At 69.1% G+C, this 21,911-nt stretch carries 21 protein-coding genes; 14 read left to right on the forward strand and 7 right to left on the reverse strand.

Translation table 11 applies throughout. The features are described 5' to 3' along the window. Window positions 1-46: 46 nt before the first annotated feature. The 4 genes from nadD to leuS form a co-directional block, all read right to left on the reverse strand. Window positions 47-712 carry a nicotinate-nucleotide adenylyltransferase gene (nadD, locus tag C1927_RS15170; protein WP_079222689.1) on the reverse strand — a complete coding sequence of 222 codons (666 nt, stop codon included), beginning with the start codon at window positions 710-712 and terminating at the stop codon, window positions 47-49. 3 nt (window positions 713-715) lie between these two features. Further along, entirely contained in the window at window positions 716-1,753 is a 1,038-nt protein-coding gene (gene holA / locus C1927_RS15175) for a DNA polymerase III subunit delta (RefSeq protein WP_079222690.1), read from the reverse strand. Between the two features lie 13 nt (window positions 1,754-1,766). Further along, on the reverse strand, window positions 1,767-2,351 hold the full coding sequence (gene lptE / locus C1927_RS15180; protein WP_108747128.1) for an LPS assembly lipoprotein LptE: 585 nt from the start codon (window positions 2,349-2,351) through the stop codon (window positions 1,767-1,769). A 138-nt stretch (window positions 2,352-2,489) separates the two neighbouring features. Continuing rightward, the gene (gene leuS, locus C1927_RS15185) at window positions 2,490-5,132 is read right to left on the reverse strand and encodes a leucine--tRNA ligase (RefSeq protein ID WP_108747129.1); all 2,643 of its coding nucleotides are present in this window, start codon (window positions 5,130-5,132) and stop codon (window positions 2,490-2,492) included. 342 nt (window positions 5,133-5,474) lie between these two features. Between leuS and C1927_RS15190 the strand changes: the two genes are divergently transcribed. Next, window positions 5,475-5,708, forward strand: coding sequence for a hypothetical protein (locus tag C1927_RS15190; RefSeq protein ID WP_079222693.1), 234 nt, complete (start codon window positions 5,475-5,477; stop codon window positions 5,706-5,708). A 30-nt stretch (window positions 5,709-5,738) separates the two neighbouring features. Here C1927_RS15190 and C1927_RS15195 read toward each other — a convergent pair whose 3' ends face one another. After that, window positions 5,739-6,338, reverse strand: a complete 600-nt coding sequence (locus C1927_RS15195) for a DUF998 domain-containing protein (RefSeq protein ID WP_079222694.1) — start codon at window positions 6,336-6,338, stop codon at window positions 5,739-5,741. A gap of 163 nt (window positions 6,339-6,501) precedes the next feature. Between C1927_RS15195 and trxA the strand changes: the two genes are divergently transcribed. The 4 genes from trxA (at window position 6,502) to C1927_RS15215 (ending at window position 11,366) form a co-directional block, all read left to right on the forward strand. Continuing rightward, complete coding sequence (gene trxA / locus C1927_RS15200; RefSeq protein ID WP_079222695.1) at window positions 6,502-7,362, forward strand: thioredoxin; 861 nt, start codon at window positions 6,502-6,504, stop codon at window positions 7,360-7,362. 107 nt (window positions 7,363-7,469) lie between these two features. Further along, window positions 7,470-9,170 (forward strand): FecR domain-containing protein, encoded by a 1,701-nt coding sequence (locus C1927_RS15205; protein WP_108747130.1) that lies wholly within the window; start codon window positions 7,470-7,472, stop codon window positions 9,168-9,170. Next, a complete protein-coding gene (locus C1927_RS15210) occupies window positions 9,167-10,792 on the forward strand; it encodes a CHASE2 domain-containing protein (protein WP_108747131.1) in 1,626 nt (541 codons plus the stop codon). Before C1927_RS15205 ends, C1927_RS15210 begins: the two co-directional genes overlap by 4 nt. 112 nt (window positions 10,793-10,904) lie before the next feature. Further along, window positions 10,905-11,366 (forward strand): DUF4442 domain-containing protein, encoded by a 462-nt coding sequence (locus C1927_RS15215; protein WP_079222698.1) that lies wholly within the window; start codon window positions 10,905-10,907, stop codon window positions 11,364-11,366. 1 nt (window position 11,367) lies between these two features. Here C1927_RS15215 and C1927_RS15220 read toward each other — a convergent pair whose 3' ends face one another. Continuing rightward, window positions 11,368-12,615, reverse strand: a complete 1,248-nt coding sequence (locus C1927_RS15220) for a hypothetical protein (RefSeq protein WP_254051489.1) — start codon at window positions 12,613-12,615, stop codon at window positions 11,368-11,370. Window positions 12,616-12,711: 96 nt separating this feature from the next. On the opposite strand from C1927_RS15220, the gene C1927_RS15225 reads away from it, so the two are divergent. The 9 genes from C1927_RS15225 (at window position 12,712) to C1927_RS15265 (ending at window position 21,398) form a co-directional block, all read left to right on the forward strand. Next, entirely contained in the window at window positions 12,712-13,395 is a 684-nt protein-coding gene (locus tag C1927_RS15225) for a DUF502 domain-containing protein (RefSeq protein WP_079222700.1), read from the forward strand. After that, window positions 13,392-14,189 (forward strand): queuosine precursor transporter, encoded by a 798-nt coding sequence (locus tag C1927_RS15230; protein ID WP_108747133.1) that lies wholly within the window; start codon window positions 13,392-13,394, stop codon window positions 14,187-14,189. Before C1927_RS15225 ends, C1927_RS15230 begins: the two co-directional genes overlap by 4 nt. Window positions 14,190-14,283: 94 nt before the next feature. Further along, the gene (locus tag C1927_RS15235; RefSeq protein WP_108747134.1) at window positions 14,284-16,224 is read left to right on the forward strand and encodes a DUF885 family protein; all 1,941 of its coding nucleotides are present in this window, start codon (window positions 14,284-14,286) and stop codon (window positions 16,222-16,224) included. Continuing rightward, entirely contained in the window at window positions 16,221-16,628 is a 408-nt protein-coding gene (locus C1927_RS15240; RefSeq protein ID WP_079222703.1) for a VOC family protein, read from the forward strand. The genes C1927_RS15235 and C1927_RS15240 overlap by 4 nt, the downstream gene beginning before the upstream one ends. A 424-nt stretch (window positions 16,629-17,052) precedes the next feature. Beyond that, window positions 17,053-17,502, forward strand: coding sequence for a DUF2147 domain-containing protein (locus C1927_RS15245; RefSeq protein ID WP_079222704.1), 450 nt, complete (start codon window positions 17,053-17,055; stop codon window positions 17,500-17,502). A gap of 102 nt (window positions 17,503-17,604) precedes the next feature. Beyond that, a complete protein-coding gene (metG, locus tag C1927_RS15250; protein ID WP_108747135.1) occupies window positions 17,605-19,686 on the forward strand; it encodes a methionine--tRNA ligase in 2,082 nt (693 codons plus the stop codon). A gap of 75 nt (window positions 19,687-19,761) precedes the next feature. Beyond that, window positions 19,762-20,352: an HAD family hydrolase gene (locus tag C1927_RS15255; protein ID WP_079222706.1), complete on the forward strand. Its 591-nt coding sequence runs from the start codon at window positions 19,762-19,764 to the stop codon at window positions 20,350-20,352. A gap of 25 nt (window positions 20,353-20,377) precedes the next feature. Beyond that, window positions 20,378-20,791: an Rnf electron transport complex subunit RnfB gene (gene rnfB, locus C1927_RS15260; protein WP_079222707.1), complete on the forward strand. Its 414-nt coding sequence runs from the start codon at window positions 20,378-20,380 to the stop codon at window positions 20,789-20,791. A gap of 250 nt (window positions 20,792-21,041) precedes the next feature. After that, on the forward strand, window positions 21,042-21,398 hold the full coding sequence (locus C1927_RS15265; RefSeq protein WP_108747136.1) for a hypothetical protein: 357 nt from the start codon (window positions 21,042-21,044) through the stop codon (window positions 21,396-21,398). A 57-nt stretch (window positions 21,399-21,455) separates the two neighbouring features. On the opposite strand, the gene C1927_RS15270 is transcribed toward C1927_RS15265, so the two are convergent. Next, window positions 21,456-21,803 carry a RidA family protein gene (locus C1927_RS15270; protein WP_079222708.1) on the reverse strand — a complete coding sequence of 116 codons (348 nt, stop codon included), beginning with the start codon at window positions 21,801-21,803 and terminating at the stop codon, window positions 21,456-21,458. Between the last annotated feature and the right edge of the window lie 108 nt (window positions 21,804-21,911).

Raw genomic sequence — 21,911 nt, forward strand, 5'->3', positions numbered from 1 at the left:
GGCGATTATACGGGCATGGCGCGCCTGCGCCATTCACGGCATGCATTCAGGGCGTATCGGGCCGGTACAGGCGCTGGTCGGCCACGTAGTCGGCCACCGCCGGCGGCAGCATGGCCCGCCAGGGCCCGGCGGCGGCGATCTGGGTGCGGACGGCGCTGGCCGATTCACCGCGCAGGGGCTGGTGCAGGCGCAGCACGCGCCCGGCCGGGCTGGCGAACAGCGACTGCTCGTTGTCGGCCCAGCGGCCCTCCAGGGCCTGGCCGAGCTCGCCGGCGACGGCATCGCGCAGGGGGCTGCCCGGGCGCTCGGCCACGATGAAATGGGCCAGGCCGAACAGCGCCTGCCATTCATGCCAGGCCGGCAGGGCCAGCAGGCTGTCGGCACCCACCAGCCAGGCCAGCGGCCGGCTCGGGCCCAGTTCGGCGCGCAGCTCGCGCAGGGTGTCCACGGTATAGGACGGGCGGCCGGGATCCCGTGCGGCCCGGTCCAGCTCGCGGCGGTCCAGCAGCAGGCCGGGCTCGTCACCGATGGCCAGCGACAGCATGCGGCAGCGTTGTTCAGCGGTGGCGCCCGGGGCCGCGCGGTGCGGCGGGTCGGCGGCCGGCAACATGCGCACGGCCACCTGCAGTTCGTCGCGTGCGGCGCGCGCGATGGCCAGATGGCCCAGGTGCACCGGATCGAAGGTGCCGCCGTAGTAGATCCGCAGGCTCATCACTCAGGCGCGCGCGAGCAGGCGCACGGCGCGGGCTTCGGCCACCGCCACCAGCAGCCGCTCCAGCGCCAGCCAGGCGTCACCGTCGGCGCGACCCTTGGCGATGCGGTCGACCAGACCCGCCTCGGCCACGAAGCGCTCCCAGCGCTTGCCCTCAGGATGCCGCTGCAGCGCGCGCTTGTACGGCGCCTGCCGCGATTCCCAGATGCCGCGCGATTTCATTTCGGCGGCCAGGTTGCCGCCGCGGGCCTGCACCCGCGCCAGGCCGGCACCGGCCAACAGCTCGCGGATCACGATCGGCATCAGCGCGGCCACGGCCTCGCCTTCGCCACGCAGGCCGGCGAGCATGCGCAGCACCGCCTGCGGCTGGCCCGAGAACGTTGCTTCGACCAGACGGAACACGTCGTAGCGGGCGGCGTCGGCCACCAGCGATTCCATCCGTTCGACGTCCAGCGGCTGGCCGTCGGCCAGCAGGGCCAGCTTGTCGATTTCCTGCGCGGCGGCCAGCAGGTTGCCTTCCACGCGTTCGGCCAGGCGCTGCACCGCTGCGCCATCCGCACGCAGGCCCTTGCTGCGCAGGCGGCGCTCGATCCAGTCCGGCAGTTCATGCGGCTTGATCGCCCAGGCCACCGACAGCACGCCGACGCGGTTGACCGCCTCGGCCCACTTGCCCTGGTGGGCCTTGCTCCATTCGTTGGCGGTGATCAGCAGCACCACGTCCGGCGCCGGGTCGGCGCAGAACCGGCTGATGACTTCGGCGCCGTCCTTGCCCGGCTTGCCGCTGGGCAGGCGCACTTCCACCAGGCGCCGCGCACTGAACAGGCTCGGCGCGTTGAAGCTGGCATCAAGCTGGTTCCAGTCGAAATCGCGGCCGTCGGCGTCGAACACCTCGCGCTCGTCCACGCCGCTGGCGCGGGCGCGGGCGCGCACCGCATCGGCGGCTTCCAGCACGCGCAGGGTTTCTGGGCCGGCGATCAGGTATACCGGCGCCAGCGCGGTGTCACCGCCCTGGCTGGCCAGCTGTTCCGGTCGCAGTTCCATCGTATGCGGCAGCTCAGGGCTTGACCGGCGCCGGCACGGTGGCCGGTTCGCCATCGGTCGACACGGCCGGCTTCGGTGCGGACAGGCTGCCGCCGCGTTCCAGCTCGGCACGCACCACGCTGTCGATGCGGCGGATGATCGAGGCGGACATTTCCCGGCGCAGCTCGTCGGCCAGGATCTCGCGTTCGGTGGTGGTACCGGTGGCGTCGGTCGGCGGCGACACGTAGTCGCGCGACAGTTCGATCACCTGCTGCGGCACCAGCTCGCTGCCGTCCTCGCGGCGGAAGATGAAGATGACCGCATAGCGCAGGCTGTATTCCTGTGCGCGGCCCTGTGCGTCGATGGCGATGGGCAGGTCACCCCAGCGCTCGGACAGCACCTGCAGCTGTGCCGCCGGATCCGTGCTGTCCTCGTCGGCCAGCTTCGCACCGGACGCCAGCAGGCTGCGGTTCAACAGCTTGACCAGCTCGCTGTAGGGCGCGGTGGAGACCACCTTCACCGGCGCGGTGTCGGTCGGCAGCATCAACTTGTTGCGCAGGTGGAAGCCACAGCCGGCAAGGCCGAGGACAAGGACGAGGGCAAGCAGAATTCGGGTCATGGGAACAGTCTGGCGGAGCCGGGCGATCACGGCAACAGACAGCGTGCCCGAGGACGCGTGAACGCAGGGCCATCGGCACGTGGCCGTGGCATGGCGACAACGCACCGGCCGCCAGGGCGGCGGCCGGTGCCGGGTGCATCAGGCAGCGACGATGTTCACGATCTTGCCGGGGACGATGATGATCTTGCGCACCGTCAGGCCTTCCATGAACTTGGCGGTGTTCGGCTCGGCCAGGGCCAGTGCCTCCACCTGCTCGCGCGCGGCGTCGGCGGCCACGTCGATGGTGCCACGCAGCTTGCCGTTGACCTGCACGGCCAGGGTCAGCGCATCACGCACCAGCGCGGCACTGTCGGCCTGCGGGAACGGCTGGTCTTCCAGCAGCGTCTGGCCGTGGCCCAGCACCTGCCACAGGGTGTGGCTGGCGTGCGGGGTGATCGGGTTGAGCAGCAGCACGACGGCCTGCAGCGCTTCCTGGCGCACCGCGCGACCCTGTTCGCTGGTGTCCTCGAACTTGGCCAGTGCGTTCATCAGCTCCATCACCGCAGCGATGGCGGTGTTGAAGCTGTGGCGGCGGCCGTAGTCGTCGCCGACCTTGCCGATGGTCTCGTGGGTCTTGCGGCGCAGTGCCTTCTGGTTGGCATCCAGCGCGGCCACGTCCAGTGCCGGGGCGGCGCCGTCGGCAGCGTGCTTGTGCACCTGGGCCCACAGGCGGCGCAGGAAGCGGGCCATGCCGTCCACGCCGGCTTCGTTCCACTCCAGCGACTGTTCCGGCGGCGCGGCAAACATCGAGAACAGGCGCACGGTGTCGGCGCCGTACTTGCCGACCATCGCCTGCGGGTCCACGCCGTTGTTCTTCGACTTGGACATCTTCTCGGTGCCACCGACCACCACCGGCTGGCCGTCGGCGATCAGCGTGGCACCGGTGATGCGGCCGCGCTCGTCGCGCTGCACGTCCACGTCGGCCGGGTTGATCCAGTCCTTCGAGCCATCCGGGTTCGGGCGGTAGTAGGTCTCGGCGATCACCATGCCCTGGCACAGCAGGTTGCGCGCCGGTTCGTTGCTGTCCACCATCCGCGCGTCACGCAGCAGCTTGTGGTAGAAGCGGAAATACATCAGGTGCAGGATCGCGTGCTCGATGCCACCGATGTACTGGTCCACCGGCAGCCAGTAGTTGCCGCGCTTGTCGACGGCATCACGGGCGCCCGGCGAGGTGTAACGGGCGTAGTACCAGCTCGACTCCATGAAGGTGTCGAAGGTGTCGGTCTCGCGCTCGGCCGCGCCGCCGCAGTCCGGGCAGGTGGTCTTGCGCCATTCCGGGTCGGTCTTGATCGGCGAACCGGTGCCCGCAAAGGCCACGTCCTCCGGCAGCACCACCGGCAGCTGTTCTTCCGGCACCGGCACCGCGCCGCACTTGGCGCAGTAGATCACCGGAATCGGGCAGCCCCAGTAACGCTGGCGGCTCACGCCCCAGTCGCGCAGGCGGTAGTTGACGCGGCGCTGGCCCTGGGCCTTGCGCTCGAAACGCTCGGCCAGCGCTTCGAAGGCGCCCTGGAAGTCCAGGCCGTCGAATTCGGCCGAGTTGACCAGTTCGGTCTGGCGGCTCTTGTCGCTGTACCAGTCCTGCCAGCGGGTGGCGTCCCAGGTGCGCTCATCGTCGTTGCGCGCATCCTTCAGGGCGATGACCTGCACGATCGGCAGGCCGTACTTGTTGGCCACCTCGTTGTCGCGCTGGTCGTGGCCGGGCACGGCCATCACCGCGCCGGTGCCGTAGCCCATCAGCACGAAGTTGGCCACCCACACCGGCACCTGCTCGCCGGTGACCGGGTGCACGGCGCGCAGGCCGGTATCCATGCCGCGCTTTTCCTGGGTTTCCAGTTCGGCTTCGGACACGCCGCCCTGCTTCAGGTCGGCCAGCATCGCCGCCAGTTCCGGATTGTTCTTCGCCGCGTGCAGCGCCAGCGGGTGCTCGGCGGCAATCGACACGAAGGTCACGCCCATCACCGTGTCCGGGCGGGTGGTGAACACGCGCAGCGGGTCCAGCGCGCTGCCATCGACATCGCGCACGTCGAACTGGATTTCCAGGCCTTCGGAACGGCCGATCCAGTTGCGCTGCATGGTCTTGACCGATTCCGGCCAGCCGTCCAGCTCATCCAGGCCGTCCAGCAGTTCCTGGGCGTAATCGGTGATGCGCAGGAACCACTGCGGGATCTCGCGCTTCTCGACCAGGGCGCCGGAGCGCCAGCCGCGGCCGTCGATGACCTGCTCGTTGGCCAGCACGGTCTGGTCGACCGGGTCCCAGTTCACCACCGCGTTGCGGCGGTAGGCCAGGCCCTTGCGCATCAGGCGGGTGAACATGCGCTGCTCGTGGACGTAGTAGTCCGGGCGGCAGGTGGCGAACTCGCGCGACCAGTCAATGGCATAGCCCAGCGACTGCAGCTGGCTGCGCATGTGGTCGATGTTCTTGTAGGTCCACGCCGCCGGCGCGGTCTTGTTCTTGATCGCGGCGTTCTCCGCCGGCAGGCCGAACGCGTCCCAGCCCATCGGCTGCAGCACGTTGTGGCCGGTCATGCGCTTGTAGCGGCTGATCACGTCGCCGATCGTGTAATTGCGCACATGACCCATGTGCAGCGCGCCGGACGGGTACGGAAGCATCGACAGGCAGTAGTACTTCGGCTTGTCCGAGGTCTCGTCGACCTCGAAGGCGCGGGTGGCATCCCAGAAGCTCTGGGCGGCGGATTCAACCTGCTGCGGGTCGTAAACGTTGGGTTCGGCGCTGGTCATGTAACACGCGGTTGCGGCGGCAAAGCGGTACAGCGTACCGCAGTGCGGCAAACGTCTCCAACCCTGCCCCGGAAAGGCCGCCCACTGTCGCGGCCGGCCCTGCCTGGGTGCAGCTCACTGCGCCGATCCCGGCCAGGCGCACAGTCCGTCCGGGCACTGCGTCCCAAGGCGGAGGCGAAGCCCGTCACTGGAAGGCGTAGCCGCGGCGTTGACCTACCCCGATGGCGGAATTTCCCTACTACCGGCCCTCCAAGCCCGGTCGAGCCTGAACCTGCGGGCCAGCCGGCTCCCTGCCCCGCCGGCCAATGGTCGTCACCCGGAGCCCACTACTGGAGAACCACCATGAAATTGCTGCAACAGGCCGCCCTTGCCGTTTCCCTGGCCCTGGGCATCGCCGCCACGGCACAGGCCGCGACCTTCAACTGCGCCTACATCATCACCGATGAACCCGGCAGCTCCGGCTGGCACTCTGAGGAGGCCGATACCGAGCAGAACGCGATCAACCAGACCATCGCCTGGATCTATGACACCTTCGGCCCCGTCGGATTCGAGGTGAAGTGCTACCAGCAGCCCTGACCCACCCCGGGCGCGGCAGCCGCCGCGCCCTCAGTGGCGCCGCGACAGCGGCAGGGCCAGGGCCAGCCAGGCCGCCCAGCAGGCGAAGGCCAGCCGCTGCGCCAGCGGCGCCGGCAGCACGCCCTGCAGGGCAAACGCGGCCAGGCCGGCCAGCGCGCCGCAGCCCAGGGCCAGCAAGGCCATCGCACGCCCGTGCCCGCCGCGAAGGCGCGGGATGCCCAGCATCAGCGTGCCGACCACGAAGCCCAGCACCCAGACCATCCAGGCGCTGGCGTGCAGCTGGCTGGCGCCGCCATGCAGGTCTTCCGGGTCCAGCGGCAGCAGGCCCATGGCCGCGAAGGCCAGGCCCGCCAGCAGCAGCATCTGGCTGCCCACCCGCGGCGCCCAGCCCGCCCCGACCGGCAATTGCCGGCGCAGGCGCTCGGCCACCACCACTGCCAGCGCGCCCGGCAGCACCAGGCCCAGCAGGTTGAAGGCAAGCGCATGTGGCACGCCCTGGGCACCAAGCAGCGCCACCGGGTGCACGGCCTGGGCGTAGCCCGCCAGCCCTGCGCCGAAACCGAGCACGGCCAGCACGAACAACATGGCGGCCAGCAGCCCCAACCAACGATCAAGCCAGAGCACGGACATCGCGCGGACCCACCTGTAATGAAAGACCGCTGCATTGTCGCGGCAGGCACGACAACCGCCAAGCCACGGCACGTTTGCCCGTGCCGGGTGTGACGACAGGGTTGAGACCGACATGGATCGACACCATAGAATCGGTCTCCAGTTGCCAGGCGATATCTCCCCCATGACCGAGACGACGACACACGTATTCGACGCCACCACCGCGACCTTCGAGGCCGAGGTGCTGCAGAAATCCCTGCAGACGCCGGTGCTGGTGGACTTCTGGGCCACCTGGTGCGGCCCGTGCAAGACCCTGGGTCCGATGCTGGAAAAGCTGGCGGCCGAGTACAACGGCGCGTTCGAGCTGGCCAAGGTCGATGTCGACGCCGAGCAGCAGATCGCTGCCGCTTTCCAGATCCGTTCGGTCCCGACCGTGTTCCTGGTCAAGGGCGGCCAGCTGGTGGACGGCTTCCCCGGCGCCATCCCCGAAGGCCAGCTGCGCGAGTTCCTGGCCCAGCACGGCATCGTGCCGGCCGATATCGGCGATACCGTGGCCGAAGACGAGGCGCCGCTGGACCCGCAGGCGCAGGTGGACGTGCTGCGTGCGCAGATCGCCGCCGAACCGGACAAGGACGAGCTGAAGCTGGACCTCGCCCTGGCCCTGCTGCAGGTGGGTGGCGTGGATGAGGCCGGCACGCTGATCGATGCCCTGCCCGCCAACCTGGCCACCGATGACCGCGCGGTGCGCGGCCGTGCGCGCCTGGCCTTCGCCACCGCGCTGAAGGATGCGCCCTCGGCCGAGGCCCTGGATGCCCGCATCGCCGCCGATGGCAAGGACCTGCAGGCCCGCCATCTGCGCGGCGTGCAGCTGCTGCTCGGCGGCCACGACGAAGCCGCGCTCGAGCAGTTCCTGGAGATGCTGCGGATCGACCGCACCTTCGCCGAAGGCCTGCCGCGCAAGGTGCTGATCGATGCCTTCAACGTCATCACCGACGAGGACCTGGTCGGCCGCTACCGCCGGAAGATGGCCTCGCTGCTGTTCTGAACGAAGGCACGCTCCGTTCAGAATTCCTGCACTGAACGCGGGCAATAATGTGATCGGTAGCGGCCTTTTGGCCGCTACGATCCATTCGGGGGGATGAGGTCGGGGCCATGGGGTCTTGCAGCTGCGCCCCCGCACAGCCGGGACAGCACTCCGTGACCGTTGGCCGTTCGTCGTCTTCCCTCGCCCGCCGTTTCGCCGCACTGCTGTGCGCCCTGCTCCTGCTGCCCGGCCTCGCCGCTGCACAGGACTGGAACTACCGGGTCCGCCCCGGCGATACCCTCTGGGATCTGGGCGGCCTGTACCTGAAGGCGGACGTGCCCTGGCAACAGCTGCAACAGCACAACCGCATCGACAACCCCTACCGCTTGCCGCCCGGCGGGCTGCTTCGCTTCCCGGTCAGCTGGCTGCGGGTCGAACCGGCCCCCGCGCGCGTGCTGGCCGTGCGCGGCACCGTGCAGCTGGCCGCTGCCAATGGCAGTGCCACCCGTGCCCTGCTCGCCGGCGAGCGGCTGCACATCGGCGACACCGTGCAGACGGCGGCCGATGCCAGCGTCACCCTTGAATTCGCCGATGCCTCGCGCCTGCAGCTGCGCGAGCACTCGCGGCTGCGCCTGGACCAGCTGAGCCGCTACGGCCGCACCGGCATGGTCGATACCCGCGTGCGCCTGCAGCAGGGCCGGGCCAGCAACCGCGTCACTCCCGCCCGCGGCCCGGCGTCGCGCTACATCATCGATGCCCCCGCAGCCACCAGCAGCGTCCGCGGCACGGTGTTCCGGGTCAGTGCCGGCGACGGCACGCAGGTCGGTGCCACCGAAGTACTGGAAGGCCGCGTGCAGGTGGGCAATCCGCACGGCCAGCGGCTGGTGCGCCCGGGCCAGGCCAGCCGCAGCGCCAGCGCCGATGCGGCACCTGAAGCCGTATCGGCGCTGTTGCCCGCGCTGCGGCTGCGCAGCGATGCCACCACGCTGGCGCCGCTGCCGGCACGCCTGGCATGGGAGCCGGTGGCCGCTGCCGACCACTACCGGGTCGAAGTGGTGCTGGCCACCACGCCGGAGATCCTGCTGTTCGCGGCCACCACCACCGGCACCTCGCTGGTCATCGACGACCTGCCGCCCGGCGCCCTACGCCTGCTGCTGCGCGCCGTCGATGCGCAGGGCGTGGAAGGCCTGGATGCCAGCGCCGATTTCCTGCTGAGCGACCAGCCGCCACCGCCGCTGACCGTGTCGCCCCTGCACGGCCAGGCCGTCAACAGTGACCGGCCGCGCTTCCGCTGGACCCAGGCCCCGGGCGCGAGCAGCAGCGTGCTGCAGATCGCCGGCGAGCCACGCTTCCTGCAACCACTGCAGCAGCAGGCCAGCGCCGGCACCGACCTGCGCCTGGCCACGCCGCTGCCGCCAGGACAGTACTTCTGGCGCATTGCCTCGCGCGATGGCCAGGGCCACCAGGGGCCGTTCGGGCAGGCGCTGCCCCTGCAGCTCACCGACGATCCGGTCGACCCGGCCCTGCAGCCGCCCGAAGCTGCCCACGGCGAGCTGACCCTGCGCTGGCAGGCCGGCAGCGAAGGCCAGCGCTACCGCGTGCAGGTGGACCGCCGCGGTGACTTCAAGGCGCCGCTGGTGGATGAAACGCTGGCGCAGCCGCAGGTCAGCTTCAAGCGACCGTGGCGCGGTACCCTGCACGTGCGCGTGCAGTACATCGACGACGACGGCCACGCCGGTCCGTTCTCACCCGCCCAGCAGGTCAAGCTGCCGTGTCGGCTGTGCTACGGCGCCGGCGGCAGTGCCCTGCTGTTGTGGCTGCTGCTGTGAGACGCTCGCCCCTGCCCTGGTCGCGGCGCATCCTGCTGGCCCTGCTGGCCGGCATCGCCACGGCGGTGGTCAGCCACGGGCAGTTCCTGTGGCGGCAGGATGAAGCCGCCTACGACCTGCTGGTGGGCGACTGGGACTACCGCCCCGACCCCAGCGTGCTGATCGTGGCCATCGACGAAGAGAGCCTGCAGCGCATCGGCCAGTGGCCGTGGCCGCGCTCGGTGCATGCACGACTGCTGGACCGCTTGACCGATGCCGGTGTCGAACGGGTGGCATTGGACCTGATGCTCTCCGAGCCGGACCGCCGGGACGCGCGCCAGGATGCCGAACTGGCCGCGGCCATCCGACGCAATGGCCGCGTGGTGCTGCCGGTGCTGGCGGCGCCGGCGGCAGGCGACCGCCTGGCCGAGGAACTGCTGCCCATCCCGCTGATCGCCGCCAGCGCAGCAGCCATCGGCCACAGCGACGTGGAAGTCGATGGCGATGGCGTGGCGCGCGGTGTCTACCTGCGCGCCGGCATCGGCCAGCCGCACTGGCCGGCGCTGGGGCTGGCGCTGTCCGGCCTCCCGGCCCAGCGCATGCATGGCCTCGCCGACCCCGCGCCTGCACTCGAATCGCCCTATCAATGGCGTCGCGACGACTACGTGCGCGTGCGCTATGCCGGCCCGCCCGAGCGGCTGCCGCACGTTTCCTACGCCGATGTGCTTGATGGCCAGGTCGACGCGTCGCTGCTGCATGGCCGCCGCATCGTGGTCGGCATGACCGCCAGCGGCATCGCACCACGCCTGCTGACCCCGACCACCCGCGAGTACTGGATGAGCGGCAGCGAGTACCAGGCCAACATTGCCTCGATGCTGCTGCAGGACAAGCAGATCAACGTGCTGCCGCGCATCGGGCAGGACGTGCTGTCCGGGCTGATGGCGGCGCTGTGCGTAATGCTGCTCGGCCTGCGCCTGCCGTGGCTGGCCGCGCTGTGCTCACTGCCGCTGGCTCCGCTGCTGGGCTGGCTGCTGCTGCGCGTGGGCAACCTGTGGTGGACACCGGCCAGCGCCCTGCTCGGCGTGCTGCTGATCCTGCTGGTGTGGGCGGTCTGGCGCATCTCGGCCTGGCACCGCCAGGCCAACCGCGATGCGCTGACCGGGCTGGGCAATCGCCTGCGTTTCGAACAGGCCCTGCAGGAGGAATGCGATGCCGCGCGGCGCAGTGGCAAGCCGCTGAGCCTGGCCCTGATCGACGTGGACCATTTCAAGCATCACAACGACCGCCACGGCCACCAGGCCGGTGACGGCGTGCTGCGCGATGTCGCGCGGCTGATCGCTGCACATGCACGACGCCCGCGCGACATGGCCGCACGCTATGGCGGCGACGAGTTCGCGCTGGTGCTGCCGGACACCCCGGCCGATGGCGCGCGCCTGGTGGTCGAAGACCTGATCGCCGGCGTGCGCGCACTGCCGCCCCCGGGCGACGGCCGCGGTGCCGGCATCACCCTCACCATCGGCGTGTACACGCGCGTACCCGATGGCAGTCTGCATCCCCACCATTTCGTCGAAGGCGCCGACGCCGCGCTGTACCGCGCCAAGGACAACGGCCGTGACGGGTATGCAATGAGTGGTGAGGTGTAACGCCCGCTGGCCCGGTTTTGGGGTTTTGGGGTTTTGGGTTCTGCAGGCCGGGGTTCAACATACGCATGCGAATGGTTAGACTCGAGTCCTCGCCCCCGCGCCCCGCCCGCCCATGAAAGCCAGCACCTTCCGCCTCGGCATCAACCTGTGGCCGCCGTTCCTGTTCACCGGCATCCATGTCACCCGCATCACACCGGACTACCGGCAGATCGAGGTGGAGCTGCGGATGCGCCCCTGGAACCGCAACTACGTCGGCACCCATTTCGGTGGCAGCCTGTTCGCGATGACCGATCCGTTCTGGATGCTCGGCCTGATGCACACCCTGGGCCGCGACTACTACGTGTGGGATCGCGCCGGGGCCATCGAATTCCTCAAGCCCGGGCGCGGCACCGTCCGCACCGCCTTCCATATCGACGAGGCGGTGCTGGATGAGCTGCGCTCCCAGGCGGCCAACGGCGAGAAGGTGCTGCGCTGGTTCAGCAACGACGTGGTCGATGCCTCCGGCGAAGTCGTCGCCCGCGTGCGCAAGCAGGTCTACGTCCGCCTGAAGCCGCAGGCGCGCGGCGCCCCCTGACCTACAACGGCACCGACAGCACCGGTTCGGACCCATCCAGCATGTCCGCTTCCCGCCGCGGCACCTGCAGATGCCGGCCATCGGCCGACAGCACCGGCGTGCGTGTGGATGAACGCCACTGTGCAGGCAGTCGTTGCAGGGCCTGCTCCGGTGCATCGGCCTGCTGCCGAAGCCAGCGCTGTGCACCGAGCAGGCGCAGCAACGCAGCCACGTCCTGGCTGCGCGCGGCGTAAGAGCGGTACGTCGGTGCGGCGATGTCGCTGAGGACGCAGCCGACCCTGTTGGACAGACAGCTGAAGTCCCTGCTCCGCACGCTCCCCGTCGCTACGGGCTGGTCGGCCACCAGCAAACGGGTCGCGGCCGGGTCGCAGGCCCAACCCAGGTTCAGCGCGAAACGGCCCAGAGTGTGTTCGCGATCCAGCATCAGCACGGCGCCGGTCTGCTGCAACGACGCATCGATGGCAGCCCTGCTCATCGCGAACTCGCCCTGCATTGCCCGACACAGGCTCTGCTCAGCGGCTTCCATCGGCTGTAGTGCGCTTTCGCAGGCCGCCGGCAGCACCTGGCCCGGCGGCAGTTCCGCCAGCATCTCCGCCAGCAGGTACACGTTGGCACGCACCATGGCCGCGCCGATCATGCTGTCAATGAGCGCATTGCCACCGCGCATGAGGCGCCGTCCCACCTGCACCGAACGGCAGCTGCCAGCCAGCGCCGCGGGAACATCGCCCCGCACGAAGGCCAGCGCATGCACGCCGCTGGCATCCATCAGGGTCTGGTAGCGCGGCCAGGGGTAGATCCCGGGGGAGCCCGAGGGCAGGAACGGCGTATCGAAGCGGTCGGCATCGGCCAGCGCGTCGAGGCGTTCATGCAGGCCCTCGTGCCCGGCGTGGGCGGCACGGAACTGCGCGGTATCGGCGCGCACCTTGGCCAGGCAGCTTTCACCCGTGGACCGGCAATAGCCCTGGCTGTCGACCTTCACCTCCGGATGCGTGGCCGCCAGCACCGAATCGGTCCGGTCCGGCGCCGGGTCCACCTGCCAGTGCCGCACATCCTCGGCCAGCGCGGCCTCGCGCTGGGCCCGGTCCAGGCCATCGAAGGGCAGCGTCCATAACAAGGCGAAGCCGTCCTTCCCCGGTAGCGGCCGCACGTCCTCCAGCCAGCGCACCTGCTCACGCTGGGCCGGCGGCAGCGGCCAGAACCGCGACAACGTCCACACCAGCACCGCCAGCACCAGCAGGGCCCAGCCCACTCCGCGCAGAATCCTCAACACAGCATCCGTTCCCTGTCTGGCTCCCGCCCCGACCTTCCAGCGTAATCCAGCGCAATCGGCCGCTACAATGCGCACATGTCGCTCGAAGCCCCCGCCCTGGTCCCCCGCCCTTCCCTGCAGCGCCTGTTCCTGACCGGCCTGCTGACCCTGTTGCCGATCTGGCTGACCTGGGTCGTGGTGAAGTTTGTCTTCGTGTTGCTGTCGGGCATTTCCAGCCCGCTGGTGGTGCCGCTGTCCGAGCAGATCGCGACCAGCTTCCCGCACTACCTGGGCTGGGTCCACGCCGAGTGGATCCAGGACACCATCGCCCTGCTGGCCACCCTGCTGGTGATCCTGGCGGTGGGCGTGGCCAGCCGTCGCGTGGTCGGCCAGCGCCTGCTGCGCTGGGTCGGCGCCATCATCAAGCGCATCCCGCTGGCCAGCATCATCTACGACAGCGCCAAGAAGCTGCTGGACATGCTGCAGACCGAACCGGGCAGCACCCAGCGCGTGGTCCTCATCGACTTCCCGCACCGTGACATGAAGTCGGTGGGCCTGGTCACCCGGGTCATCAAGGAACAGGGCACCGACCGCGAACTGGCGGCGGTGTACGTACCTACCACGCCCAACCCGACCTCGGGCTACCTGGAAATCGTGCCGGTGGAACTGCTCACCCCCACCGACTGGACCGTCGACCAGGCGATGAGCTTCATCATTTCCGGCGGTGCGGTGGCTCCGGCCAGCGTGCCCTTCACCCGCGCCGGCGAACGCCCGGAGTGAGCGGCACGCCCAGCGACGCGCCTTACGCGCGCCCCCTGCAGGACCGCGCGGTCCTGCTGTTCATCATCCTGGCCACGTTCTTCTGCGGCAACGCGGTGCTGGCCGAGCTGATCGGGGTGAAGATCTTCGCGCTGGAAGACACGCTGGGCATCGATGCACTGAACTGGAACCTGTTCGGCCAGACCGGATCGTTGAGCTTCACCGCCGGCACGCTGTTGTGGCCGGTGGTGTTCATCATGACCGACACCATCAACGAGTTCTTCGGCAAGCGCGGCGTGCGCTTCATCTCGTGGCTGGCGGTGGTGCTCATCGCCTATGGGTTCCTGTTCGCGTTCGCCGCCATCTCGCTGGCACCGGCCAGCTGGTGGGTTACGTCGATGGATGCGCACGGCGTGCCGGATTACCAGGCCGCGTTCGCGGCCGTGTTCGGCCAGGGCATGTGGACCATCGCAGGTTCGCTGGTGGCCTTCCTGGTGGGCCAGTTGATCGACGTGGCCGTGTTCCATCGCATCCGCCAGGCCACCGGCGAGCGCCACGTGTGGCTGCGCGCCACCGGTTCGACCGCCGTCTCGCAGCTGGTGGACAGTTTCGTGGTGATCTGGATCGCCTTCGTGCTGGGCCCGCAGAAATGGCCCACCTCGCTGTTCCTGGCCGTCAGCAGCGTCAACTACGTGTACAAGATGGGCTTTGCCATCGCCCTGATTCCGTTGCTGTACCTGATGCGGCGCGCGATCACACGCTACTTGGGCGAACCACGCGCCGCGCAGCTGCGCGCTGCCGCTGCGGCTGACTGAAGCCCCAGCGACGGCAAGCTGACTGCGCGTTCACGCTGGCCGTACGCGCCCGGATCGTGCAAGCTCCACGGTCTGTGTTCCACGGAAGCTCCTGATGCCGTATCCCACCCGCGCCCTGGCCGCCGCCATCGCCGCGTTGTTCCTGTTCAGTGCCGTGCCGTCGGCAGAGGCAGCGAAGAAGAAGGCCAGCCGCCCCGCCGCCGCGCAGACCCGGCAGGCCGCCAAGCCGAAGGCCAAGCCCGCGCGCGCCACCCCGGCACGCGGCAGCTCCACGCGCCGCGCCGCCACGCGCCCGGTGGCACCGGCCCGCGCCGTGCCCAGGCAGGTGCAGCTGGAGCGCCTGTACGACGAATACTGGGACGCCTCGATGCGGTTGAACCCGCTGCAGGCCACCTTCCAGGGCGATGCCCGCTACAACGACCAGCTGCCCAACATCCTGTCGGCCGCATGGCGCCAGCAGTCGCACGATTTCACCACCGAATGGCTGGGCAAGGTCGAGAAGGTCGGCAGTGACGGCCTGCAGGGCCAGGACCTGCTCAGCTACGAAATCTTCGTGCGCGATGCGCGCGCCTCGCTGGCGGCCGAGCGCTACCCGAGCTGGATGATGCCGATCAGCCAGTACTACAACATCGGCAGCATCATGGCGATCCTCGGTGCCGGCGCAGGCGCGCAGCCGTTCAACACGGTCAAGGATTACGACACCTGGTCGCGCCGCTCGCTGGGCATCCCCGACCTGTTCAACCAGGCCATCGACAACATGCGCCAGGGCATGAAGGCCGGCGTGGTGCAGCCGCGCGACCTGATGGAGAAGGTGCTGCCGCAGCTGGACGTGGTGATCACCCCGACCGCCGAGGAAAGCATCTTCTGGTCGCCGATCAGGACCATGCCGAGCGACATCCCGGCCGAGGAAAAAGCGCGCATCAGCGCCGAGTACAAGCGCATGATCGAGCTGCGCATCATGCCGTCCTACCGCGCCCTGCGCGGCTTCATCGCCACCGAATACCTGCCGGCCACCCGCAGCAGCAGCGGCCTGGGCGCCCTGCCCGACGGCCAGGGCTGGTACGCCAACCTGATCGTGCAGACCACCGCCAGCGACCAGACCGCCGCCCAGCTGCATGCGCTGGGCGAGCAGCGCGTACAGGAACTGAGCGCGCAGATCGCTGCGGTGATGAAGGACAACAAGCTGCGCGGCTCTCAGGCCAAGCTGCTGAAGAACATGCGCACCGACCGCCAGTTCCAGTACGGCGATGCCAACGCGCTGATCAATCGCTACCGCCAGCTGCAGCAGCAGGTGGATGCGCGCCTGCCGCAGGTGCTGGACACCCTGCCGAAGGACCGCCTGGAAGTACGCGCGGTCGAGCCGGACCGTGCACTGACTGCCGCTGCCGCCGCCTACCAGCCCGGCCAGCCGGGACAACCGGGCGTGCTCTACGTCAACACCCGCGACCTGCCCAGCCGCAAGCGCTGGAGCGTGCCGGTGCAGTACCTGCATGAAGCCATCCCCGGCCACCACGTGCAGCTGGGCCTGCAGCAGGAACTGGCCAAGCTGCCGCGCTTCCGCCGCCTGGGTGGCGACCTCGCCTTCGTCGAAGGCTGGGGCCTGTATGCCGAAACCCTCGGCGACGATCTGGGCGTCTACACCGATCCCTACGACCGTATCGGCTACCTGTACTCGCGCCTGCTGCGCGCGGCCCGCGTGGTGGCCGACACCGGCGTGCACTCGCAGGGCTGGAGCAAGCAGCAGGCAGTGAACTACCTGCAGAAAGCCGTGGACATGAGCGAGGACGACGCCAGCGCCGAAGTTGAACGGATCATGGCCCAGCCGGGCCAGGCGCTGTCCAACGTGGCGGGCCTGAGCCGCATCCTGGCCCTGCGTGACAAGGCCCGAGCGCGCCAGGGCGCAGCCTTCGACCTGCGTCGCTTCCACGCCGAAGTACTGAAGGACGGCTCGATGCCGCTGGACGTGCTGGAGCGCAAGGTGGACCGCTGGCTTGACCAGCCCGCCGCGACGGCACCGGCCACGGCAACGCCATGACCCGCGCAGCGACCGGCGGCCTGCTGGGCATCCACCATGCCGCCGTCATCTGCAGCGATTACGCACGTTCGAAGGATTTCTACGTGCGCATCCTCGGCCTGCGCGTGCTGGCCGAGAACCACCGTGCCGCGCGCGATTCGTGGAAGCTGGACCTGTCCCTGCCCGACGGCGGCCAGCTGGAGCTGTTCTCCTTCCCGGCGCCACCGCCCCGGCCCAGCCGGCCCGAGGCCCAGGGCCTGCGCCACCTGGCCTTCCGGGTGGCTGCGCTGGAACCGTTCATCCAGCGCCTGGCCGAGCATGGCGTAGCCTGCGAACCGATCCGCGTGGACGAGTACACCGGCGCCCGCTTCACCTTCTTCGCCGACCCCGACGACCTGCCGCTGGAGTTGTACGAAGTCGGTTGATCCGCCCCCGTGCCGACCAACGGTCGGCACCCACCATCAGCTGCGTGAATCGGCACCCACCATCAGCCGCGTGAACCTGTCGAAGGCGGGGCACTGTGGGTTTGCGGGGTGTGAGCCGCATGGATGCGGCGACCAAGCCCCCATGGGTGAGGGCGCTTTGCTTGCGAAGCACTGCTTCGCAAGCGCCCGAACGCACAGCCGCCAGCGGCTGGGCCGGACCCCGGAGGGGGGTTTACGGCGTCCCCGCAAACCCACAGTGCCCCGCCATCCCTCGGAATGCCGCTCTGGCTCTGGCCTTTGACGTTGATTGCAGCAGGTGCAGGGCTGCAAGCCCTGCAAAGCCCCCCCTTCCCCATACCCCGCCGAATGGGTATACAGTCGCCCTGTACCGGCAACGTGCCGGAATGAACCCTGGGAGGGGACCATGCGCAAGACCTTCAAGACCCTGTTGCTGGCACTGCCGCTGTGCCTGGCCGCCCTGTCGGCCCAGGCCGCCGACAGCGCCGCCGGCCGCTGGAAGACCATCGACGACAAGACCGGCAAGGTGAAGTCGATCGTGGAGATCAGCCAGGCCGCCAACGGCGGACTGAGTGGCAAGGTGGTCGAGATCCTGCAGTCCGACAAGGGTCCCAACCCCGTCTGCGACGGCTGCGAAGGCGCCAACAAGAACAAGCCGGTCAAGGGCATGACCATCCTGTGGAACCTGTCGCAGGACAAGGGCAGCCACAGCAAGTGGTCCGGCGGCACCATCCTCGACCCGGCCAACGGCAAGACCTACAAGTCCAAGCTGGAGCTGCAGCCGGGCGGCGGCAAGCTGGACGTGTCCGGCTGCATCGCCTTCATCTGCCGCACCCAGACCTGGGTCCGCGAGTAAGCCCCCCGGCCCGCGCAGCACCCCCGTGACCCGGCCCCGGCCGGGTCACCTCGTTGCAGGCATGCGATACTCTGCGGTTCCCCTCGGCTGCACCCCGCGACCATGACCCGTACCGCGCTCGTCACCACCGCCCTGCCCTACGCCAACGGCCCCCTGCACCTGGGCCATCTGGTCGGCTACATCCAGGCTGACATCTGGGTGCGCGCGCGGCGAATGAGCGGCGGCAAGGCCTGGTTCGTGTGCGCCGACGATACCCACGGCACGCCCATCATGCTGGCCGCGGAAAAGGCCGGGGTCACCCCGGAAGCCTTCATCGCCAACATCCAGGCCGGCCATGAGCGCGATTTCGCCGCCTTCGGCGTGGCCTTCGACCACTACGACTCGACCAACTCGGCGGCCAACAAGGCGCTGACCGAGCAGTTCTACCTGAAGCTGGAAGCGGCCGGCCACATCAGCCGCCGTTCGGTCGCGCAGTTCTACGACCCGGCCAAGGGCATGTTCCTGCCCGACCGCTACATCAAGGGCATCTGCCCGAACTGCGGCAGCGCCGACCAGTACGGCGACAACTGCGAAGTCTGCGGCGCCACCTACAACCCGACCGACCTGAAGGATCCGAAGTCGGTGATCTCCGGCGCCACACCGGAAATCCGCGATTCGGAACACTTCTTCTTCGAGGTCGGCCGTTTCGAAGGCTTCCTGCGCAGCTGGCTGGCCGGCGATGTCGCCCTGCCCGGCGTGAAGGCCAAGCTGATGGAATGGCTGGACGCCGAAGGTGGCCTGCGCGCGTGGGACATCTCGCGCGATGCGCCGTACTTCGGCTTCGAGATCCCCGGCCAGCCGGGCAAGTACTTCTACGTCTGGCTGGATGCGCCGATCGGCTACCTGTCCAGCTTCCAGACCCTGTGCGGCACGCTCGGCGAAGACTTCGAATCGCACCTGCGCGAAGGCACCAGCACCGAACTGCACCACTTCATCGGCAAGGACATCGTCAACTTCCACGGCCTGTTCTGGCCGGCGGTGCTGAACGGTACCGGCCACCGCGCGCCCACCCGCCTGCACGTCAACGGCTACCTGATGGTCGATGGCGCGAAGATGAGCAAGTCGCGCGGCACCTTCGTGATGGCGCGCACCTTCCTCGACGCCGGCCTGGAACCGGAAGCCCTGCGTTACTACTACGCGGCCAAGACCAGCGGCGGCGTGGACGACCTCGACCTGAACCTGGGTGACTTCGTCGCACGCGTGAACGCCGACCTGGTCGGCAAGTTCGTCAACCTGGCCAGCCGCTGCGCCGGCTTCATCAGCAAGCGCTTCGATGGCCTGCTGGCCGCGCAGCTGCCCGATGCGGCGCAGTACCAGCGCTTCGTCGATGGCCTGGCGCCGATCCGTGAAGCCTACGAGCGCAACGACCCGGCTGCCGCCATCCGGCTCACCATGACCCTGGCCGACGAAGCCAACCGCTACATCGACGAGGTCAAGCCGTGGGTCATCGCCAAGCAGGAAGGCGCCGACGCGCAGCTGCAGGCGGTGTGCAGCCAGGGCCTGAACCTGTTCCGCGTGCTGGTCACCGCCCTGAAGCCGGTGCTGCCGGCCACCGCCGCGCAGGCCGAGGCCTTCCTGGCCGCGCCGGTGAACGACTGGACCGCACTGGCACAGCCGCTGCTGGGCCACCGCATCGCCGAGTACACCCCGCTGTTCACCCGTATCGACCCGAAGAAGATTGACGCCATGATCGACGCCTCCAAGGACACCCTGCAGCCGGCCGCCGCTGCCGCCCCCGCCGCCAGGACCGAAGCCGTGAAGCCGGCTGCCCCGGCCCCGGCCAAGGACGACGCGAAGAGCGCCGACGCACCGGCCTACATCGGCATCGATGATTTCGCCAAGCTCGACCTGCGCATCGGCAAGGTGCTGGTGTGTGAGTTCGTGGAAGGTTCGGACAAGCTGCTGCGCTTCGAACTGGATGCCGGCGAGCTGGGCAAGCGCCAGATCTTCTCCGGCATCCGCGGCAGCTACGGCGAGCCCGAAGCGCTGGTCGGCCGCAGCGTGGTGTTCATCGCCAACCTGGCCCCGCGCAAGATGCGCTTCGGCCTGAGCGAAGGCATGATCCTGTCGGCCGGTTTCGACGGCGGCGCGCTGGCGCTGCTGGACGCAGACAGCGGCGCGCAGCCGGGCATGCCGGTCCGCTGATGCCCTGCGGGCGCGGCCCTCGCCGCGCCCTCCACGCAGACCGCCCCGGAAGGCACCGCCATGGGAGTGAGCAGGATGGAACTGGCGCTGTTCGATTTCGACCACACCGTCACCACCTGCGATACCTATGGCCGCTTCCTGCGCCGCGTGGCCACGCCGGAACAACTGGCGCGCGCGTGGTGGAAGGTCGGTCCGTGGCTGCTGGCCTACCGCCTGCGCATCATTTCCGCCGAGCGCATCCGCGCCCGCGTCACCCGCCTCACCTTCAGCGAACGCCACGCCGATGACATCGCAACGCTCGCGGCAGGTTTTGCCCGCGAGGTGCTGCCCGAGGTGGTACGCCCGGAGATGCTGGAACAGATCCGCTGGCACAAGGAACAGCAGCACACCGTGGTGATCGTGTCCGGCTCGCTGGACCTGTACCTGAAGCCGTGGTGCGAGCAGCTGGGCCTGCAGCTGATCTGCAACCGGCTGGAAAGCCAGGACGGCCGCCTGACCGGGCGCTATGCCGGCGGTGACTGCGGCCCGCGCAAGGTCGAGCACATCCGTCGCCAGTTCGACCTGTCGCGCTACCTGCGCATCCACGCCTACGGCGACAGCTACGAAGACCGCCCGATGCTGGCCCTCGCCCACGAGCGCTGGTACCGCGGCAGACCCCTGAAGTGATTCCAACGCGCAGCCTTCGCCACGCATGAGCCTGATCCCGCCCCTGACCGAACGCCTGGACCGCTTGCTGCCGCAGACCCAATGCGGGCAATGCGGCTATGACGGCTGCCGCCCGTATGCACAGGCGATGGCGCGCGGCGACGTGGGCGTGGACCGCTGCCCGCCCGGTGGTGATGCCGGCGCACGCGCACTGGCCCAGGTGCTGGGCGTGCCCGCCGTGCCGTTCGACCGCACGCGCGGCACGCACAAGGCGCCGCAGGTCGCGCTGATCGTCGAAGCCGACTGCATCGGCTGCACCAAGTGCATCCAGGCCTGCCCGGTGGATGCCATCGTCGGCGGCGCCAAGTACATGCACACGGTGATTGCCGACCTGTGCACCGGCTGCGAGCTGTGCATTCCGCCGTGCCCGGTGGACTGCATCGATCTGGTGCCGGTGTAGCGGGCGGCTCAACCCTCGTCGCAATCGCCCTCTGCTGCGCGGTCCACGCCCTCAGAGAAAGAGATGCGCCTCCCAGATTGATACACCGACTGCGACAGATGCGACACCGCGCTGCCGCAAGCGCAGTGGCATGCAAGACTCCCGCACACGTCCTGAAACGGGCCACCCGAGCAGGTGGCCGTTTTTCAAGCCACGTTCCGCCCGCCACCTTGCCGCGGCGGCAACCGATTGCCCTGAACGGAGCTGTGCCATGACCCCTTCGGACCTATCCGGCGCCTGCGCCAGCGACGCCACCGATGCCGCGGACGAGATCCAATGCGATCCCGCCAGGTTGATGGCCCTGCTGCAGAAGATCAGTGCAGGTGCCCCCGCCGGTGGATTCCTGTGGCCGGAAGGCTGCTTCCTGTCCGGCGGCCACGTGGGCCTGACCGAGGCCGACCGCATTCTGGCCGGCCTGCGCGTGGTGCAGGAAGTCGTGCTTGCCGCCGAACGCAGCCGCAGTCATGACGACGCCGACGACTACGTTGGCGACCGCTTCATGGCAAGCCTGATGCAGGCGTGCATCGCGCTCTCGGCACATGCCGCCAGCAGGATCCATTCGCAGTAACTGCAGCGGGGCAAGAGCCCTCTCCGCGGGAGAGGGATCAGACCCCGGCTCACGGAATTACGGCACGGCCGCCGTGATCACGATCTCCACCTTCCACTCCGCATGCGCCAGCTTCGCTTCAAACGTCGCACGCGCCGGGGTCGCACCTTCAACCACCCACTCGTCCCACGCCTTGTTCATGCCGTCGAAATCGGCAATGTCGGCCAGGAACACTTCCGCGCGCAGCACGTGCTGGCGATCACTGGCCACCAGCGCCAGCAGCTTGTCGATCTCCGCCAGTACCTGCCGGGTCTGCCCGGTGATGTCCTGGCTGGTGTCTTCCGGAATCTGGCCGGAAAGGTAGGCGACCTTGTTGTGCACGGTCATCTCGGACATGCGCGGTCCGATGTCGTAACGCTCCATCATGGGCGTGGCTCCTGCGGGTGGACAGGCCTTCATTCTCACCCAGCCGGGGCCGGAAGTGTGTACCCGGCGCGGCCGCTCGTTGCCGCCAATCGCCGCACAGTGCCGGTG

This window comes from Stenotrophomonas sp. ZAC14D1_NAIMI4_1 (assembly GCF_003086775.1).
Taxonomy (GTDB): Bacteria; Pseudomonadota; Gammaproteobacteria; order Xanthomonadales; family Xanthomonadaceae; genus Stenotrophomonas.

Excerpts from the sequence above, each read along its gene's own strand:
- nadD (WP_079222689.1), bottom strand. The coding sequence starts at position 712 with ATGAGCCTGCGGATCTACTACGGCGGCACCTTCGATCCGGTGCACCTG.
- holA (WP_079222690.1), bottom strand. The coding sequence starts at position 1,753 with ATGGAACTGCGACCGGAACAGCTGGCCAGCCAGGGCGGTGACACCGCG.
- lptE (WP_108747128.1), bottom strand. The coding sequence starts at position 2,351 with ATGACCCGAATTCTGCTTGCCCTCGTCCTTGTCCTCGGCCTTGCCGGC.
- leuS (WP_108747129.1), bottom strand. The coding sequence starts at position 5,132 with ATGACCAGCGCCGAACCCAACGTTTACGACCCGCAGCAGGTTGAATCC.
- C1927_RS15190 (WP_079222693.1), top strand. The coding sequence starts at position 5,475 with ATGAAATTGCTGCAACAGGCCGCCCTTGCCGTTTCCCTGGCCCTGGGC.
- C1927_RS15195 (WP_079222694.1), bottom strand. The coding sequence starts at position 6,338 with ATGTCCGTGCTCTGGCTTGATCGTTGGTTGGGGCTGCTGGCCGCCATG.
- trxA (WP_079222695.1), top strand. The coding sequence starts at position 6,502 with ATGACCGAGACGACGACACACGTATTCGACGCCACCACCGCGACCTTC.
- C1927_RS15205 (WP_108747130.1), top strand. The coding sequence starts at position 7,470 with ATGGGGTCTTGCAGCTGCGCCCCCGCACAGCCGGGACAGCACTCCGTG.
- C1927_RS15215 (WP_079222698.1), top strand. The coding sequence starts at position 10,905 with ATGAAAGCCAGCACCTTCCGCCTCGGCATCAACCTGTGGCCGCCGTTC.
- C1927_RS15225 (WP_079222700.1), top strand. The coding sequence starts at position 12,712 with ATGTCGCTCGAAGCCCCCGCCCTGGTCCCCCGCCCTTCCCTGCAGCGC.
- C1927_RS15235 (WP_108747134.1), top strand. The coding sequence starts at position 14,284 with ATGCCGTATCCCACCCGCGCCCTGGCCGCCGCCATCGCCGCGTTGTTC.
- C1927_RS15240 (WP_079222703.1), top strand. The coding sequence starts at position 16,221 with ATGACCCGCGCAGCGACCGGCGGCCTGCTGGGCATCCACCATGCCGCC.
- C1927_RS15245 (WP_079222704.1), top strand. The coding sequence starts at position 17,053 with ATGCGCAAGACCTTCAAGACCCTGTTGCTGGCACTGCCGCTGTGCCTG.
- metG (WP_108747135.1), top strand. The coding sequence starts at position 17,605 with ATGACCCGTACCGCGCTCGTCACCACCGCCCTGCCCTACGCCAACGGC.
- C1927_RS15255 (WP_079222706.1), top strand. The coding sequence starts at position 19,762 with ATGGAACTGGCGCTGTTCGATTTCGACCACACCGTCACCACCTGCGAT.
- rnfB (WP_079222707.1), top strand. The coding sequence starts at position 20,378 with ATGAGCCTGATCCCGCCCCTGACCGAACGCCTGGACCGCTTGCTGCCG.
- C1927_RS15265 (WP_108747136.1), top strand. The coding sequence starts at position 21,042 with ATGACCCCTTCGGACCTATCCGGCGCCTGCGCCAGCGACGCCACCGAT.
- C1927_RS15270 (WP_079222708.1), bottom strand. The coding sequence starts at position 21,803 with ATGATGGAGCGTTACGACATCGGACCGCGCATGTCCGAGATGACCGTG.